This is a genomic window from Streptomyces sp. NPDC006687, assembly GCF_040636215.1.
Taxonomy (GTDB): domain Bacteria; phylum Actinomycetota; class Actinomycetes; order Streptomycetales; family Streptomycetaceae; genus Streptomyces.
This window is the reverse complement of the sequence record NZ_JBEYJJ010000006.1, coordinates 206,781-221,397: the sequence shown is the minus strand read 5'-3', so window position 1 is coordinate 221,397 and position 14,617 is coordinate 206,781. Positions and strand designations below refer to the sequence as shown.

The following is a 14,617-nucleotide window of genomic DNA, read 5'->3' as shown; positions in this document are numbered from 1 at the left end:
CCTCAGCGGCCGTGCCTCAGTGGCTGTGGCCGTGACCGTGGCCGTGACCGGCGTCGGCCTCTTCCTCGGCCGGCTTCTCGACGACCAGGGTCTCGGTCGTGAGCAGCAGGGAGGCGATGGAAGCGGCGTTCTCCAGCGCGGAGCGGGTGACCTTGACCGGGTCGATGACGCCGGCCTTGACCAGGTCGCCGTACTCGCCGGTGGCGGCGTTGAAGCCGTTGCCCTTCTCCAGCTCCGCCACCTTCGAGGTGATGACGTAGCCCTCGAGGCCGGCGTTCTCGGCGATCCAGCGCAGCGGCTCGACGGCGGCGCGGCGGACGACCGCCACACCCGTGCCCTCGTCGCCGGTCAGGCCGAGGTTGCCCTCCAGGACCTTGACGGCGTGGACGAGCGCGGAGCCACCGCCGGAGACGATGCCCTCCTCGACCGCGGCGCGGGTCGCGGAGATGGCGTCCTCGAGGCGGTGCTTCTTCTCCTTGAGCTCCACCTCGGTGGCGGCGCCGACCTTGATGACGCAGACGCCGCCGGCGAGCTTCGCCAGGCGCTCCTGCAGCTTCTCGCGGTCCCAGTCGGAGTCCGTGGACTCGATCTCGGCCTTGATCTGGCTGACGCGGCCCGCGACGTCCGCGGCGTTGCCGCCGCCGTCGACGATGGTCGTGTCGTCCTTGGAGATGGTCACGCGGCGGGCGCTGCCCAGCACGTCCAGACCGGCCTGGTCGAGCTTGAGGCCGACCTCCTCGGCGATGACGGTGGCACCGGTGAGGGTGGCCATGTCCTGGAGCATCGCCTTGCGGCGGTCACCGAAGCCGGGGGCCTTGACGGCGACCGCGTTGAAGGTGCCGCGGATCTTGTTGACGACGAGGGTGGAGAGCGCCTCGCCCTCGACGTCCTCGGCGATGATCAGCAGCGGCTTGGAGCTGCCGGCCTGGATGACCTTCTCCAGCAGCGGCAGGAGGTCCTGGATGGAGGAGATCTTGCCCTGGTGGATCAGGATGTACGGGTCGTCGAGGACGGCCTCCATACGCTCCTGGTCGGTGACCATGTAGGGGGAGAGGTAGCCCTTGTCGAAGGCCATGCCCTCGGTGAACTCCAGCTCCAGGCCGAAGGCGTTGGACTCCTCGACGGTGATGACACCGTCCTTGCCGACCTTGTCCATCGCCTCGGCGATGAGCTCGCCGACCTGGGCGTCCTGCGCGGAGAGCGCGGCCACGGCGGCGATGTCCGACTTGTCCTCGATCGGGCGGGCGGTCGCGAGGAGCTCCTCGGACACGGCCTTGACCGCGGCGTCGATGCCCTTCTTCAGGGCGGCCGGGGAGGCGCCGGCGGCGACGTTGCGCAGACCCTCGCGGACGAGCGCCTGGGCGAGCACGGTGGCGGTGGTGGTGCCGTCACCCGCGATGTCGTTGGTCTTGGTCGCCACCTCCTTCACGAGCTGCGCGCCGAGGTTCTCGTACGGGTCGTCCAGCTCGACCTCGCGGGCGATGGTGACGCCGTCGTTGGTGATGGTGGGGGCGCCGAACTTCTTGTCGATGACGACGTTGCGGCCCTTGGGGCCGATCGTCACCTTGACCGTGTCGGCAAGCTTGTTGACGCCGCGCTCGAGGGCGCGACGGGCGTCCTCGTCGAACTTCAGGATCTTCGCCATGGGAGCGGTTCAGCCCTCTCGAAAACTCGGGTTTAACGAACCGCGCCCCTCGCCGCCCGGCAAATCAGCGGGGTGACCAGGGGCGCAGTTCAAAGCAATGCGTGAGAAGTGATTACTTCTCGACGATCGCGAGCACGTCGCGGGCCGAGAGGACGAGGTATTCCTCGCCGCTGTACTTCACTTCGGTGCCGCCGTACTTGCTGTACAGCACGATGTCGCCGACGCTGACGTCCAGCGGGAGACGCTGGCCGTCCTCGAAGCGGCCCGGGCCAACCGCGAGGACGACGCCCTCCTGGGGCTTCTCCTTCGCGGTGTCCGGGATGACCAGGCCGGAGGCCGTGGTCTGCTCGGCGTCGAGCGGCTGGACCACGATGCGGTCCTCAAGCGGCTTGATGGCAACCTTGGAGCTGGCGGTCGTCACGATCCGACCTCCCCCTTCGGAGATCCGGGGTTAACTGTCTGAGGTGGCGACCAGGTCGATCCGTCGTCGCGGGTGCCGGACCTGCCTGTCGCTGTGTTGGCACTCACCGGTGGCGAGTGCCAGGTGTGACACTATTCCGGCGATTAGCACTCGGTCAAGCGGAGTGCCAACACACGCCCTCCGTTCCACGTGATCCGGCCGTCTGAGGACCCGTTTGGCGCATTCGGCACGCCTGGCCGCGGGGCGCGGGGCCGCCCCGGGACCGGTACCCCGGGAGGGCGGCGCCCACCCGCGCCCCCTGTGTGAGGCTTGGCGCGTGCGCATCCTGGTCGTCGAAGACGAAGAGAACCTGGCCGAGTCCCTCCGGCAGGGCCTGTCCGCCGAGGGCCACCGCGTCGAGGTCGCCCACGACGGGCACCGGGGGCTCCAGCTGGCCCTCACCGGCGGACCGTACGACGCCGTCCTGCTGGACCTGATGCTCCCCGGACCCGGCGGCGCCGAGATCTGCGCCCGGATGCGCGCCGAGGGCGACGCCACCCCCGTCCTGATGCTCACCGCCCGGGACGGCGAGTACGACGAGGCCGAAGGACTCGACGCCGGGGCCGACGACTACCTCACCAAGCCCTTCTCCTTCGTCGTGCTCGGCGCCCGCCTGCGCGCCCTCGCCCGCCGCGCCGCCGCCCCCGGGCCCGCGTCCACGTCCGCCGTGCTCCGGGCCGGGGACCTGTTCCTCGACCGGCACGACCGCCGCTGCCGCCGCGGCGGCCGCGACATCGAGCTCACCGCCCGCGAGCTCGGCGTCCTCGCCTGCCTGATGGAGCGGCCCGGCCGGGCCGTCGCCAAACAGCAGATCCTCGACGAGGTCTGGGACTCCCCGCACGGCATCGACCCGAACATCGTCGAGGTCTACGTCTCCTCCCTGCGCAGGAAGATCGACGCCCCCTTCGGCCGCCGCTCCATCCTCACCGTCCACGGCACCGGCTACCGCATGGCCCCCGACGGCGGCTGACGGTGCTGAGCAGCCTCCGCGCCCGTACCGCGCTCGCCGCCGCGCTCGCGATGGCCGCGGTCCTCGCCACCGGCGGACTGTGGCTGTACACCCTCATGCGCGGCAACCTCCTCGACAACACCACCGGCCGCACCGAGCTCGCCGCCCGCAAGGTCGCCGCCCAGATCGACACCCGCACCCTCCCGCCCGGCGGCCGGCTGCCCGCGCCGGAGAGCGGGGTCGACCTGGTCCTCGTCCGCGACGCGCGGGGCCGGACCGTCGCGAGCACCGCGGCCGGCGGCGAACCCCGGGACCTCCCCCGCCTCGACGGGCTGCGCCCCGGCCCCGGGCAGGACTCCCGCTCCGCCGTACGGGAGCCCGCGCACCCCGGCGCGCAGCGGCGCGTGGTCGTCGCGGTCACGGCCCCCGGCCCGCCGGGGGCGCACGACCCGGGCGCGCCGCACACCGTGTACGCGATGACCGCGCTGGGCGACGTGGACGACGCCACGCGCGCCGTCGCCGTCGGACTGCTCGCCGGCGCACCCCCGATGACCGTCTTCGCGGCGGCCCTGGCCTGGTGGGCCACCGGGCACGCGCTGCGTCCCGTCACCGCGATCCGCTCCGGGCTGGCCGCCGTCACCGCGAGCGAGCTGGGCCGCCGCGTCCCCGACCCGGGCGGCGCCGACGAGATCGCCCGGCTGGCGCGGACCGTCAACGACACCCTCGACCGTCTGGAGCGCTCCGACGCCCGGCAGCGGCAGTTCACCGCCGACGCCTCGCACGAGCTGCGCAACCCGCTGGCCGCCGTACGCTCCCGGCTGGAGGTGGCCCTGGCCATGGAGCGGCCCGACCGGGCGTCGGTGGCCGCCGCGCTGGCCGACACCGACCGGCTCCAGCGGATCGCCGCCGACCTGCTGCTCCTGGCCCGCCTCGACGGGGGGCCCGCGCCGCGCCCGGAGCCGGTGGACCTGGCGCTGGTGGCGGCGGAGGACGCGGCGCGCCGGCCCGCGCCCCGGGTGCCGCTGCGGGTGCAGGCCCCGGCGCCGGTCCCGGCGTACGGGGACCCGGCGCGGCTGGAGCGGGCCTTGGCCAACCTGGTGGACAACGCCCTGCGGTACGCGCGGGGAGGGGTCGTGGTGCGGGCCGCCGCCCGGGAGGGGTGGGCGGTGCTGGAAGTCGCGGACGACGGTCCGGGGATCCCGGAGGCGGACCGGGACCGGGTCTTCGAGCGGTTCGTACGCCTCGACGCGGACCGGGGCCGGGCCGGCGGCGGCACCGGCCTGGGCCTGGCGATCAGCCGCGAGATCGCCCGGTCCCACGGCGGCGACGTCCGCGCGCTGGGCACCCCGGGCGGGGGCGCGCGGCTGGAGCTGCGGATCCCGGACGGAACCTCGAGCAGGGCATCTACGTCATAGACGATATGAAGATAAAGCGTCGCATTGCCGAGCAGACCGGTCCCACCGTCGGCGGCGGCGTTCCGTGCGGGGCCTGAGGCCCCTGACGTCGGCGGGCGCCCGCCGCCGTACCGAAGCGCTGCTGCTGGTGTTCGTCGTCGGCATCGCCGTCTTCGGGCATGTGAGCGCGGGCCTGGCCATGAACGGGGAGCTGCCGCAGCACCTCACCAGCTTCGTGATCAGCATGAGCCTGCTCTCCCTGGTCGGACACCTGGGCATCCGCCGGTTCGCGGCGTACGCGGACCCACTGGTCTTCCCGCTGGCCATGCTGCTGACGGGGCTGGGGCTCGTCCTGATCCACCGGCTCGACCAGGGGTACATCGAGCGCTACGGCTCCGACGCGAACGCGCCCGGGCAGCTGATGTGGACGGTGGTCGGGGTCGCGGCCTGCCTGCTGGTGGTGGCCCTGCTGCGCGACCACCGGCTGCTCCAGCGGTTCATCTACATCACGATGGCCGTCGCGCTGGTGCTGCTGATCGCGCCGGCGTTCTTCGGCGCGGACACCTACGGGGCCAAGCGCTGGATCATCCTCTTCGGGTTCTCGCTCCAGCCCGGCGAGTTCGTGAAGATCATGATCTCGGTCTTCTTCGCCGGCTACCTGGTCGTCCACCGCGACTCGCTCGCCCTGACGGGCCGCAGGTTCCTGGGCATGCGCCTCCCTCCGATGCGTCAGCTGGGCCCGATCATCACGGTGTGGATCATCTCCCTCCTGGTGCTGGTCTTCGAACGCGACCTGGGCACGTCGCTGATCTTCTTCGGCGTGTTCGTGGTGATGCTCTACGTCGCCACGGAGCGGACCAGCTGGATCGTGTGCGGCCTGGTCATGGCGGCGGGCGGCGCCTTCGTGGTCGGCTCGACCGAGCCCCACGTCAAGGCGCGCGTGGCGGCCTGGCTCAACCCGCTGTCGTACTACTGGGAGAACCGCCCGCCCGGGGTCACCTCCGACCAGTCGGCGCAGGCCCTGTTCAGCTTCGGCACCGGCGGCGTCTCGGGCACCGGCCTGGGTCTGGGCCACCCCGAGCTGATCAAGTTCGCGGGGCGCAGCGACTTCATCCTGACGACGGTGGGCGAGGAGCTGGGCCTGGCCGGAGTCATGGCCGTCCTCCTCCTCTACGGCCTCCTCGTACAGCGGGGCCTGCGGATGGCCCTGGCCGCGCGGGACCCGTTCGGCAAGCTGCTCGCGGTGGGCCTCGCGGCGGCCCTCGCCCTCCAGGTCTTCGTGGTCGCGGGCGGCGTCACGGGCCTGATCCCCCTGACGGGCAAGGCCCTCCCCTTCCTGGCCAAGGGCGGCTCGTCCCTCCTGGCCAACTGGATCATGATCGCCCTCCTCCTCCGCATCAGCGACAGCGCGGAACGCCAACGCGAAGCCGACGCCCGAGGCCCAGCCGAAACGACGATCACCCCGGTACCGGCGGCGGCACACTAGCGAGAACGCCTCCTCCCGGCCTTCCGAGCCGACCTCAGCCCCTCACCGTGCCCCTCTCATAGGCGGGCTGGACGTTCGCGACGGCGGTGGTGAACTCCCGGCCCGACGCGCCACGGATATAGGCCAGCTCCATCCAGTACTCGGCCCCGGTGTCCGAGACGTTCTCGTTGATCACGGCCATCAGCTCCCCCTCGGCACCTGATGCGATGTCCCGGACACGACAGCGCAGAAGGCGATGGGGGACGTACTCGTACCGCTCACTCACCGGACGCGACCTCGAAGGTGTCGAGGAACCGCTCCCAGCCGATGAGCGCGCGGTCCAGGAGATCGACGCTGGGCCCGTCCACGGCCCTCACCCGGGGCAACGGCTTGTCCGGGGAGCCGAGGGACACATCACTTCCGCAGCTTCGATCGACGTTCGGCGTTGCCATGTCTGCATCCTTTCGTTGTGGAACAACACCAAGGAAATCCCAGCGAGTGGACGACCTCCACGGCATCCATGAGGCACGCTTGATGCAGATCCGTGCACGGGACCCGAAAGGTCCAGAGGCACAAGAAGGGGTCGCATGGGACTGGCAGAACGGCGCAAGGCCCTGGGCTACAGTCAGGAGAAATTGGCCGAGTTGCTTGGCGTGGACCGCACGACGGTCGGGCGCTGGGAGAGGGGCGAGATCTCGCCTCATCCATGTCAACGGCCAGCTCTGGCGAGCGCCTTGGACGTCCGCCTCCAAGAGGTGGAAACCCTCTTGCCGCCGCCCCAAGTCGTAGAGCGGGGGCCAGGACGGCCAAAGCCCAGTGACCACCCGAGCGCGGGAGACCCCGACGAGATGATCCGCCGTGAATTTCTCCGCATACTCACCGTCAGCGGTGCGCTGGCCGCCCTTCCCCTCGACGAGGCAGAGGCACTGGCTGACGGCGTGCAGCGGGGCAACCCGGCGGACTTCGCTCGGATGAACGGCCATCTGTGGCAGGTCTACCAACGGGCGCGGACCAAGGGCACGGTCTACCCCGTGGTCCGAGATCAGCTGCAAACGCTTCAGGAGGCTCTGTCCGGGGCACGGGCCGGGACGTCACTCCCGCTGCTCCACGCGGCAGCCGACCTGTTCCAGCTGGCCGGTGAAGTGGCCTTCGACTCCAACCGGTATGCGAACGCGGCAGCCTCCTACGCCCTGGCTGCCTCTGTGAGCAAGGAGGCCGGAGCATACGACCTGTGGGCATGCGCCCTGGTGCGTCATGCCTACGTGGACGTGTCCGAGCAGCGTTACCGCGAAGCGGTCGAGGTCCTGCGCGCCGCGGAGCGCGTCGCGGTCCGGGGAGACAACGCACTGACCACGCGGTACTGGGTGGCGTCCGTGCAGGCGGAGGCACTGGCCGGCATGGGAGACCTCGCTGGGTGCGAAGAGGCGCTTGCGCGGGCAGAGGAAGTCCAGCACCTGGGTGAAGACAGCTCGAATGGCGGCTGGCTCCGATTCGACGGCACGCGGCTGGCCGAGGAGCGCGGTGCGCGATACGTACGCCTCGGTCGCTTCGACCTGGCAGAAGAGGCGCTCAGCAGGGCCCTGGGGCAGCACGCCCTGGCCTTCGGGCACTCGTACCGCCGAAGGGGAGCGGTGCTGGCCGACCTGGCCCTGATCGGGGTCAAACATCGGGACCCCGACCAGGTGCTGATCCACGCCCGCGAAGCCCTGCGCCTGGCACATGCCTCATCGTCGGGGTACATCATCCGTAGACTCCGAGGACTGTGCGAGGAGTTCGGCCCCCTGGTCCGAGACCGCCGCATGGCGGAGTTGGGGGCGGAGATCACCGCGCTGAGGGCACCGTGACGAAAGGGGTTGGCATGTCGCAGACCGAAGGCGCACGACTGTTCCGGGAAGCCTGGATCGCCGGGGTGCAGCAGCACTTCCCCGGCGAGCCGAAGGCCGGGTACGTCACCCCCTGGGAGGACACCCCGCAGTGGGAGCGCGAGGCCGCAGGCGCCGTTTACGCGCAGGTGCGCCAGTTCATCGACATCAGCGACGGCAAGACGGACCGGCTCTCCCGCGAGCAGAAGGGCCGGTTCGTCGCCCTCTGCTGGATCGCCCAGATGTTCAAGCACTTCGACGCCCCGAAGCCGGGCTACGTGGCCGACTGGCCGGAACTCCCGTCCTGGCAGCGGGAAACGGATGCGGACATCTTCGAGGTCATCGAGAAGTCCCTCACCTGAAGCCGGCGTTCATCCGTTGCGGATATCAGCCCATGACGGGTCGCGGACGCCGAAAGAGAGAAGCGCGTAGCGATCTGGCGCGGGGAGCGGCTCCGATTGCTGCCCAGGTCGGCCCGGATGCCCGGCGAGGCGGCGCTCGGCCCCGCCGCCCATCGCTGAGGCCGCCGCATGTCCAAGGAAGAACCGGCCCGTTCTTTTGGGGGTTTCCCGGCAGTCTTCGGCTTTTCGTGGCGGGACGGTCTGTCAAGGGTGGCCGGAGGCCATCGCGCAGCGACGCGACGAAGGAGCGCCCTTGACAGGCCGGCCCGGCACGGAAGGACGATGAGACGGACGGGAAAGCCCCACACCTTCCCTGAGACCGCCGAGTGAAGTCCCGCTCCCCGGCGGGGGAGACCGCCGCCCCGCGCCGTGAACCCCGTACCCCTACAGGTAGTCCTCCAGGCGGGCGATCTTGTAGCCCTGTTCCTGTATGTGCTGGAGCATGCGGGTGGTCATGTGGATTTCCGTCGCGCCCTTGAGTTCCGACGGGCCGCGGAAGTGGGCCAGGATGATGTCGCCCGGTTTGAGGGCGGAGCCCTCCGCGTACTGGAAGTCGTTTATCTGCATCGACGCCCGCCACAGCACGACCGTGTTGATGCCGCACTCAGCGGCGGCCTTCAGGGTGTCGTCGTTGTAGTTGCCGAAGGGCGGCCGGAACAGGACGGGGCGCTTGCCGAAGCGTTTCTCCAGACGGTCCTGCTGGCCGCATATCTCCTTCTTCTGCGCGGCGAACGCCAGCGTGCGCAGGTTCGGGTGCGTCAGGGTGTGGTTGTTCACCGTGCTGCCGGAGCCGTTGTCGCGGAGCTTCTCGAAGTAGCCGTAGTCCGACGAAGCCACGTTGTCCGTCAGGAACATGCTGATCGGCAGCTTCAGGTCAGCCGCCATCTTCAGGAACTCGGGGTCCTTCTCCGCGCCGTCGTCGAAGGTCAGGAAGACGACCTTCTCGTTCGGCGCCACGGGTATTCGGTCCACCACCACCGGCTTGCCCGGCCCCGCCGGCTTGGGGAGCTGGGACTTCTGCGCGGGCTTGGGGGCGTACTGCAGCGGGGCGGTCAGCCCCCACTTGCGGTACGCCTCGTCCGCCGGGGTGCCCGCCTGGGCGGAGGCGGACGGGGAGGCCGGGGCGGACGGGGAGGCCGACGGGCTCCCCGTCTGCCCGGCCTTGCGGCCCAGCCTCTCGATGGGATCCACGCTGTTCCCGCAACCCGACAGGGACAGCGCGAGCGCGCCGGCCGTCAGCGTCCCGGCTACGAGCCGGCGCGCGTACTTCACAGGTAATCCTCCAGGCGGGCCACGGCATACCCCTTGTCCGTGACGGTCTTCATGACATGACGGATCATGTCAGGCATCGTGCCCTTCCAGTCTTCCTTGCCCCGGAAGTGCGTCAAGATGATGTCACCGGGGTGCAGGTCCCTGTCCCATTCACGGTAGTCCATGCGGTTCGGGAAGGCTTCCGCGTTCCACAGGGGAACTGCCTTGATACCGCAGGACTTCGCCGCGCGCAGGGTGTCCTGGTTGTAGTTGCCGTAGGGGGGCCGGAAGAGTGCGGGCCGCTTGCCGAACTGCTTCTGGATGGTGTCCTGCTGCCCGCAGATCTCCTCGCGCTGCTGCTCGTAGTTGAGGCCGGGCATGTAGCGGTGGTTGAGCGTGTGGTTGTTCAGGGTGACGCCGGCGGCCTGCATCTCCTTGAAGTACGGGTAGTTGTCGCGCACGAGGTAGTCGCTGAGGAACGCCGTGTACGGGATCTTCAGCTCCTGCATCATGCGGAGGAACTGGGGGTCTTTCTCGGCCCCGTCGTCGATGGTCAGGAAGACGACCTTGTCCTCGGTCGGCACGGTGGTGAAGACCGGGGGCAGCTCGCTCTGGCCCTCTACCTCGAAGCCGTCCCGGGTGGTGATCTCGGGTTTCGTCTTCGGTCCGGCCGGGGCCATGAGCGGGGTCTTGGCCAGACCCCACTTCTTGGCCATGGCGACACGGGCCTGCTGGGCGGCCTTGAGCTGCTCGGCGGAGTTGGCGAGGGCGCCGGCCGCGCCGGAGCCGGCCTCGGCCGCACCCTGGCCCGGCTTGCCCTTGACGGGCGTGGCCGGGTCCGCGGAGCCGCACCCCGTCGCCAGGGCGGCAACCAGCAGCGCGGCCGCGGCCACCCCGTACCGGGTGCGCGAGCGGGCCGCGTTCCGGTGACCAAACTGCGTGGGATTTCCCTTTTGTCCTACTAGCTGCATAGCGCGGATCCTCGCACCGCGCGGCGCGGCTCCCCGGCCGACACCACGGCTGGAGGCCCCCCTTCCACCGACTGGCCGACAATGGAGCCGTGACTCCCGAAGACTTCGCCGCGCTCCTCACCCCCGAGGGCCGCGCGCTCCTCGACTCGCTCCGCGACTACGACCCCGCCCAGGAGCTGGCCGTGGCCACCCGGCTGCGCCGCGAGCACCCCGCCGGGCTGGTGTCGGCCGCGCTGGGGCAGGCCCGGCTGAGGCAGCGGGCGGTGGCGAAGTTCGGGGCCGAGGACGCGTTCCGGATGTTCTTCACCCCCGGCGGCGGGGAGATGGCCACCCGCGCGCCGGTCGCCTCGTACCGGGCCGAGCGCCTCGCCGGGCTCGGCGTGCGCAGCGTCGCGGACCTGTGCTGCGGGATCGGCGGGGACGCGCTCGCGCTGGCGCGGCGCGGGATCCGGGTGCTGGCGGTGGACCTCGACCCCCTGACGGTGGCCGTCGCGCGGGCCAACGCGGAGGCGCTGGGGCTGGCGGACCTGATCGAGGTCCGGGAGGCGGATGTGACGGCGGTCGACGTCTCCTCGTACGACGCCGTCTTCATCGACCCGGCGCGGCGCGGCGGGCGCGGGCGGATCTTCGACCCGGAGGCGTACTCGCCGCCGCTGTCGTGGGCGGTGGGCACGGCGCGTGCGGCGCGGTACGCGGCGATCAAGATCGCGCCGGGGATTCCGCACGAGGCGGTGCCGGCCGAGGCCGAGGCGGAGTGGATCTCGGACCACGGGGACGTGAAGGAGGCCGTGCTCTGGTTCGGCACCGCCCCGGGCACGGTACGGGCCACCCTGCTGCCGGGTCCGGTCGGCCTGCGCACCGCCGAGCCGCTGCCGGATCCCGAGGCGGGGCCGGTGGGGCGCTGGCTCTACGAGCCGGACGGGGCGGTGATCCGGGCGCATCTGGTGGCGGAGGTGGCGGAGCAGCTGGGCGGGCGGCTGATCGACCCGACGATCGCGTACATCACGGCCGACGAGCTGCGGGCCACGCCGTACGCGACGGCGTACGAGATCACGGATGTGCTGCCGTTCGGGCTGAAGAAGCTGAAGGCGCTGCTGCGGGAGCGGGAGGTGGGGGTGCTGACGGTGAAGAAGCGGGGGTCGGCGATCGAGCCGGAGGAGCTGCGGCGGAAGGTGAAGCCGGCGGGGCCGAACGCGGCGACGGTGTTCCTGACGCGGGTGGCGGGGGCGCCGGCGATGCTGATCGGGGGGCCGGCGGCGTAGCCGTTGCCCTGGCCGGGCGGGGTACGGACTCCGGTGCCGCGCCGCCGCGCAAGCGACCCCGGGCTGCGCCCTGGCCCTCCGGGGCTCCGCCCCGGACCCCGCGCCTCTAACGCCGGCGGGGCTGATTCTGGCCGGCCCGGCCGGGCGCGCGCGGCAGGGCCGGGTTTTGGGCGGGCCGACCCGCAAGGGCGGCGGGCCGGGCTTACTGGCCCCGCGGCTCAGATGCCCGCCAGGGTGGACCTTGCCTGCCGGGTGCGGGGTGGGGCAGTGGTGGCGGGGGGCTTCGGGCGGGTGCGGAGGGACCAGGTGTGATGGGCGGTGGTCTTCGCCAGGCCCAGGAGGGCGGTGATCCACAGGATGAGGCCGAGGCCCATGGAGTACGCGACCTCGCCCACCGTGGCCGCGTCCGCCGCCGAGGTGAAGGCCGTCCACAGGCCGAGGGCGCCCAGGGTCAGCGAGGCCGCCAGCCACACCAGCCCCCGGCCCGGTGCGCGCAGCCGCGCGTCCGCGGCGGGGTCGCGGCCCGCGACGACCCAGGCGCACAGCAGCTGGTGCACCCGCCGCTCCTGCCGGGCACCCCGCACGAAGAGGTACCCGGCCAGTGCCAGCACCGCCGCCCCCATCACGGCGAAGGCGCCGCCGAAGAAGTACTCCGCTCCCCGGCCCGACTCGAAGGTCATCACGGCCATGCTGACGAAGGTCCAGCCGAGCGCGAAGAGGGCCGCGACCAGCCAGAGCAGCACCAGCCGCCCCAGGCCCAGCGAGCGGTGGCTCAGGTCCGCGAGGTAGCGCGCGCGGTCGGCCCGTACGACGCTCTCGTCCAGCCACTCGCGCAGGTGCGCGGGCGGCGGCGGGGGCGGCAGGTCACGGCGGCTAGACATGCGCATGACCCTAGCGGCGGCTCGTGGAGCTTCACCGCAGCGCTCCTCGACCCGCGCTCAGCCGCCCTCGGTGCCCTCGCTGACCTCGACGGACTCGAAGCGCCAGCGGTGCACGGCCCGGGCGATCAGGTCCGCCGCGGGCTCCGGCAGCTCGGGCAGATCCGCCGCCGGGCCGCCCTGCGGGGTCTCCCACCAGGTGATCACCAGCACCCGGTCCTGCCCCGCGCGCAGCACCTCGCGGCGCAGCGGATCCCGGGCCAGGACCTGGGCGCGGGCCCATTCCAGGAGCTCGTTGCCCCGGCCCTCGGCGGCCCGGGCCTCCCACATCAGCGCGACGGTGGTGCTCATGAGTAGAGGTTGTCCTTGCTCAGCTCGTGCACGTGGTCGTGGTCGTGGGAGTGGCCGTGGGAGTGGCTCCCGTGGGAGTGCCCGTCGCCGGCGTGGTCGTGGGACGTGCCCGGGACGTGGGGGTCCGTCACCGGCAGGGAGGAGTCCGCCGACAGGTCCCAGTCCGAGGCCGGACGGTTCCGCCTGACCATCTCCGCGCCCAGCGCCGCGACCATCGCCCCGTTGTCGGTGCACAGCTTCGGCCGCGGCACGCGCAGGATGATCCCCGCGTCGTCGCACCGCTCCTGCGCGAGCGAGCGCAGCCGCGAGTTGGCCGCCACGCCGCCGCCGATCATGAGGTGGTCCACGCCCTCGTCCTTGCACGCGCGGATCGCCTTGCGCGTGAGCACGTCCACCACCGCCTCCTGGAAGGACGCCGCCACGTCGCGCACCGGCACCTCCTCGCCCGCGTTCCGCTTCGCCTCGATCCAGCGGGCCACCGCCGTCTTGAGACCGGAGAAGGAGAAGTCGTACGCCGGGTCGCGCGACCCGGTCAGTCCGCGCGGGAAGTGGATGGCCTTGGGGTCGCCCTCCTTGGCCAGCCGGTCGATGACCGGACCGCCGGGGAAGCCGAGCTGGAGCACGCGGGCGATCTTGTCGAACGCCTCGCCCGCCGCGTCGTCGATGGTCGCGCCGAGCGGGCGGACGTCGCTGGTGATGTCGGGGGCGAGGAGCAGCGAGGAGTGGCCGCCGGAGACCAGCAGGGCCATGGTCGGCTCGGGCAGCGGCCCGTGCTCCAGCTGGTCGACGCAGATGTGTGACGCGAGGTGGTTGACCCCGTACAGCGGCTTGCCCAGCGCGTACGCGTACGCCTTCGCCGCCGAGACGCCGACCAGCAGCGCGCCCGCGAGGCCGGGGCCGGCGGTGACGGCGATGCCGTCGAGGTCGCGGGCGCTGACGCCGGCTTCCTTCAGGGCGCGCTCGATGGTCGGGACCATCGCCTCCAGGTGGGCGCGGGAGGCGACCTCGGGCACGACGCCGCCGAACCGGGCGTGCTCGTCGACGCTGGAGGCGACCGCGTCGGCGAGCAGGGTGGTACCGCGGACGATGCCGACGCCGGTCTCGTCGCAGGAGGTCTCGATGCCGAGGACGAGCGGTTCGTCAGCCATGGGTGTCACTGCTCTCAGGATGTTCGGTGGTCTCGGGGGTGTCGGGGGCGGCCTCGGCGGCCCCGGTCGCGGGGGTGGTCGTCGTCCGTGCCGGGTCCGTCAGGCGCATCACCAGCGCGTCGACGTTGCCCGGCTGGTAGTAGCCCCGCCGGAAGCCGATCGGCTCGAAGCCGAAGCGCTCGTAGAGCCGCTGGGCGCGGGTGTTGTCGACCCGGACCTCCAGCAGCACCTCCGCGCACTCGAAGGCGGTCGCGGCGCGCAGCAGCTCGGTCAGGAGGCGGGCGCCGAGTCCGGTGCCCCACTGGTCCTTGGCCGCCGCGATGGTCTGTACGTCGCCCTGGTCGCCGGAGGCGGCCAGTCCCGCGTAGCCGACCAGGCGGCCGGTGGACCCCGCGGCGGAGGCGCTGTCAGGCGGGATCTCGGCGACGACGTAGCGGCGGCTGGCCCGCGGGCCGCGCGCGTGGGCCAGCTCGGACCAGAACATCCCGGCCGACCAGGCGTCCTCGGGGAAGAGCTCGTGCTCCAGTTCCAGCACCGGTGCGATGTCCCACCAGCGCATCTCACGGAGCACCGCGGTCGG

15 protein-coding genes are annotated in these 14,617 nt (G+C 71.8%); 6 read left to right on the top strand and 9 right to left on the bottom strand.

Annotation, left to right across the window (positions count from 1 at the left end):
• Positions 1-16: 16 nt before the first annotated feature.
• Together groL and groES are read right to left on the bottom strand one after the other, a co-directional pair.
• A complete protein-coding gene (groL, locus tag ABZ716_RS10480; RefSeq protein ID WP_358812806.1) occupies positions 17-1,645 on the bottom strand; it encodes a chaperonin GroEL in 1,629 nt (542 codons plus the stop codon).
• Positions 1,646-1,757: 112 nt separating this feature from the next.
• Positions 1,758-2,066: a co-chaperone GroES gene (groES, locus tag ABZ716_RS10475; RefSeq protein ID WP_030230757.1), complete on the bottom strand. Its 309-nt coding sequence runs from the start codon at positions 2,064-2,066 to the stop codon at positions 1,758-1,760.
• Between the two features lie 316 nt (positions 2,067-2,382).
• Between groES and ABZ716_RS10470 the strand changes: the two genes are divergently transcribed.
• The 3 genes from ABZ716_RS10470 (at position 2,383) to ABZ716_RS10460 (ending at position 5,934) form a co-directional block, all read left to right on the top strand.
• Complete coding sequence (locus ABZ716_RS10470; RefSeq protein ID WP_358958045.1) at positions 2,383-3,075, top strand: response regulator transcription factor; 693 nt, start codon at positions 2,383-2,385, stop codon at positions 3,073-3,075.
• 2 nt (positions 3,076-3,077) lie between these two features.
• Positions 3,078-4,469 carry a HAMP domain-containing sensor histidine kinase gene (locus tag ABZ716_RS10465; protein WP_358958043.1) on the top strand — a complete coding sequence of 464 codons (1,392 nt, stop codon included), beginning with the start codon at positions 3,078-3,080 and terminating at the stop codon, positions 4,467-4,469.
• Between the two features lie 64 nt (positions 4,470-4,533).
• On the top strand, positions 4,534-5,934 hold the full coding sequence (locus tag ABZ716_RS10460) for an FtsW/RodA/SpoVE family cell cycle protein (RefSeq protein ID WP_358958040.1): 1,401 nt from the start codon (positions 4,534-4,536) through the stop codon (positions 5,932-5,934).
• A gap of 34 nt (positions 5,935-5,968) precedes the next feature.
• On the opposite strand, the gene ABZ716_RS10455 is transcribed toward ABZ716_RS10460, so the two are convergent.
• Positions 5,969-6,199, bottom strand: coding sequence for a hypothetical protein (locus ABZ716_RS10455; protein ID WP_358812802.1), 231 nt, complete (start codon positions 6,197-6,199; stop codon positions 5,969-5,971).
• Positions 6,200-6,500: 301 nt separating this feature from the next.
• Between ABZ716_RS10455 and ABZ716_RS10450 the strand changes: the two genes are divergently transcribed.
• Entirely contained in the window at positions 6,501-7,757 is a 1,257-nt protein-coding gene (locus tag ABZ716_RS10450) for a helix-turn-helix domain-containing protein (protein WP_358958038.1), read from the top strand.
• Positions 7,758-7,771: 14 nt separating this feature from the next.
• Positions 7,772-8,137, top strand: coding sequence for a hypothetical protein (locus ABZ716_RS10445; protein ID WP_358812800.1), 366 nt, complete (start codon positions 7,772-7,774; stop codon positions 8,135-8,137).
• Positions 8,138-8,560: 423 nt separating this feature from the next.
• Here ABZ716_RS10445 and ABZ716_RS10440 read toward each other — a convergent pair whose 3' ends face one another.
• Both ABZ716_RS10440 and ABZ716_RS10435 read right to left on the bottom strand, forming a co-directional pair.
• Positions 8,561-9,448, bottom strand: a complete 888-nt coding sequence (locus ABZ716_RS10440; protein WP_358958035.1) for a polysaccharide deacetylase family protein — start codon at positions 9,446-9,448, stop codon at positions 8,561-8,563.
• Positions 9,445-10,320: a polysaccharide deacetylase family protein gene (locus ABZ716_RS10435; RefSeq protein WP_351878244.1), complete on the bottom strand. Its 876-nt coding sequence runs from the start codon at positions 10,318-10,320 to the stop codon at positions 9,445-9,447. The genes ABZ716_RS10440 and ABZ716_RS10435 overlap by 4 nt, the downstream gene beginning before the upstream one ends.
• A gap of 149 nt (positions 10,321-10,469) precedes the next feature.
• Here ABZ716_RS10435 and ABZ716_RS10430 point away from each other — a divergent pair, with 149 nt between their 5' ends.
• Entirely contained in the window at positions 10,470-11,660 is a 1,191-nt protein-coding gene (locus tag ABZ716_RS10430) for a methyltransferase domain-containing protein (protein ID WP_358812892.1), read from the top strand.
• A 218-nt stretch (positions 11,661-11,878) separates the two neighbouring features.
• Here ABZ716_RS10430 and ABZ716_RS10425 read toward each other — a convergent pair whose 3' ends face one another.
• From ABZ716_RS10425 to rimI, 4 genes are read right to left on the bottom strand one after another with little or no spacing between them, the layout of a single operon-like run.
• Positions 11,879-12,541 (bottom strand): hypothetical protein, encoded by a 663-nt coding sequence (locus ABZ716_RS10425; RefSeq protein ID WP_358958032.1) that lies wholly within the window; start codon positions 12,539-12,541, stop codon positions 11,879-11,881.
• Between the two features lie 57 nt (positions 12,542-12,598).
• Positions 12,599-12,889: a hypothetical protein gene (locus ABZ716_RS10420; RefSeq protein WP_358812796.1), complete on the bottom strand. Its 291-nt coding sequence runs from the start codon at positions 12,887-12,889 to the stop codon at positions 12,599-12,601.
• A complete protein-coding gene (gene tsaD / locus ABZ716_RS10415; protein WP_358812795.1) occupies positions 12,886-14,037 on the bottom strand; it encodes a tRNA (adenosine(37)-N6)-threonylcarbamoyltransferase complex transferase subunit TsaD in 1,152 nt (383 codons plus the stop codon). The genes ABZ716_RS10420 and tsaD overlap by 4 nt, the downstream gene beginning before the upstream one ends.
• The gene (gene rimI / locus ABZ716_RS10410) at positions 14,030-14,596 is read right to left on the bottom strand and encodes a ribosomal protein S18-alanine N-acetyltransferase (RefSeq protein ID WP_358958132.1); all 567 of its coding nucleotides are present in this window, start codon (positions 14,594-14,596) and stop codon (positions 14,030-14,032) included. Before rimI ends, tsaD begins: the two co-directional genes overlap by 8 nt.
• Between the last annotated feature and the right edge of the window lie 21 nt (positions 14,597-14,617).

Excerpts from the sequence above, each read along its gene's own strand:
- groL (WP_358812806.1), bottom strand. The coding sequence starts at position 1,645 with ATGGCGAAGATCCTGAAGTTCGACGAGGACGCCCGTCGCGCCCTCGAG.
- ABZ716_RS10450 (WP_358958038.1), top strand. The coding sequence starts at position 6,501 with ATGGGACTGGCAGAACGGCGCAAGGCCCTGGGCTACAGTCAGGAGAAA.
- ABZ716_RS10445 (WP_358812800.1), top strand. The coding sequence starts at position 7,772 with ATGTCGCAGACCGAAGGCGCACGACTGTTCCGGGAAGCCTGGATCGCC.
- ABZ716_RS10425 (WP_358958032.1), bottom strand. The coding sequence starts at position 12,541 with ATGTCTAGCCGCCGTGACCTGCCGCCCCCGCCGCCGCCCGCGCACCTG.
- ABZ716_RS10420 (WP_358812796.1), bottom strand. The coding sequence starts at position 12,889 with ATGAGCACCACCGTCGCGCTGATGTGGGAGGCCCGGGCCGCCGAGGGC.
- tsaD (WP_358812795.1), bottom strand. The coding sequence starts at position 14,037 with ATGGCTGACGAACCGCTCGTCCTCGGCATCGAGACCTCCTGCGACGAG.
- rimI (WP_358958132.1), bottom strand. The coding sequence starts at position 14,596 with ATGCGCTGGTGGGACATCGCACCGGTGCTGGAACTGGAGCACGAGCTC.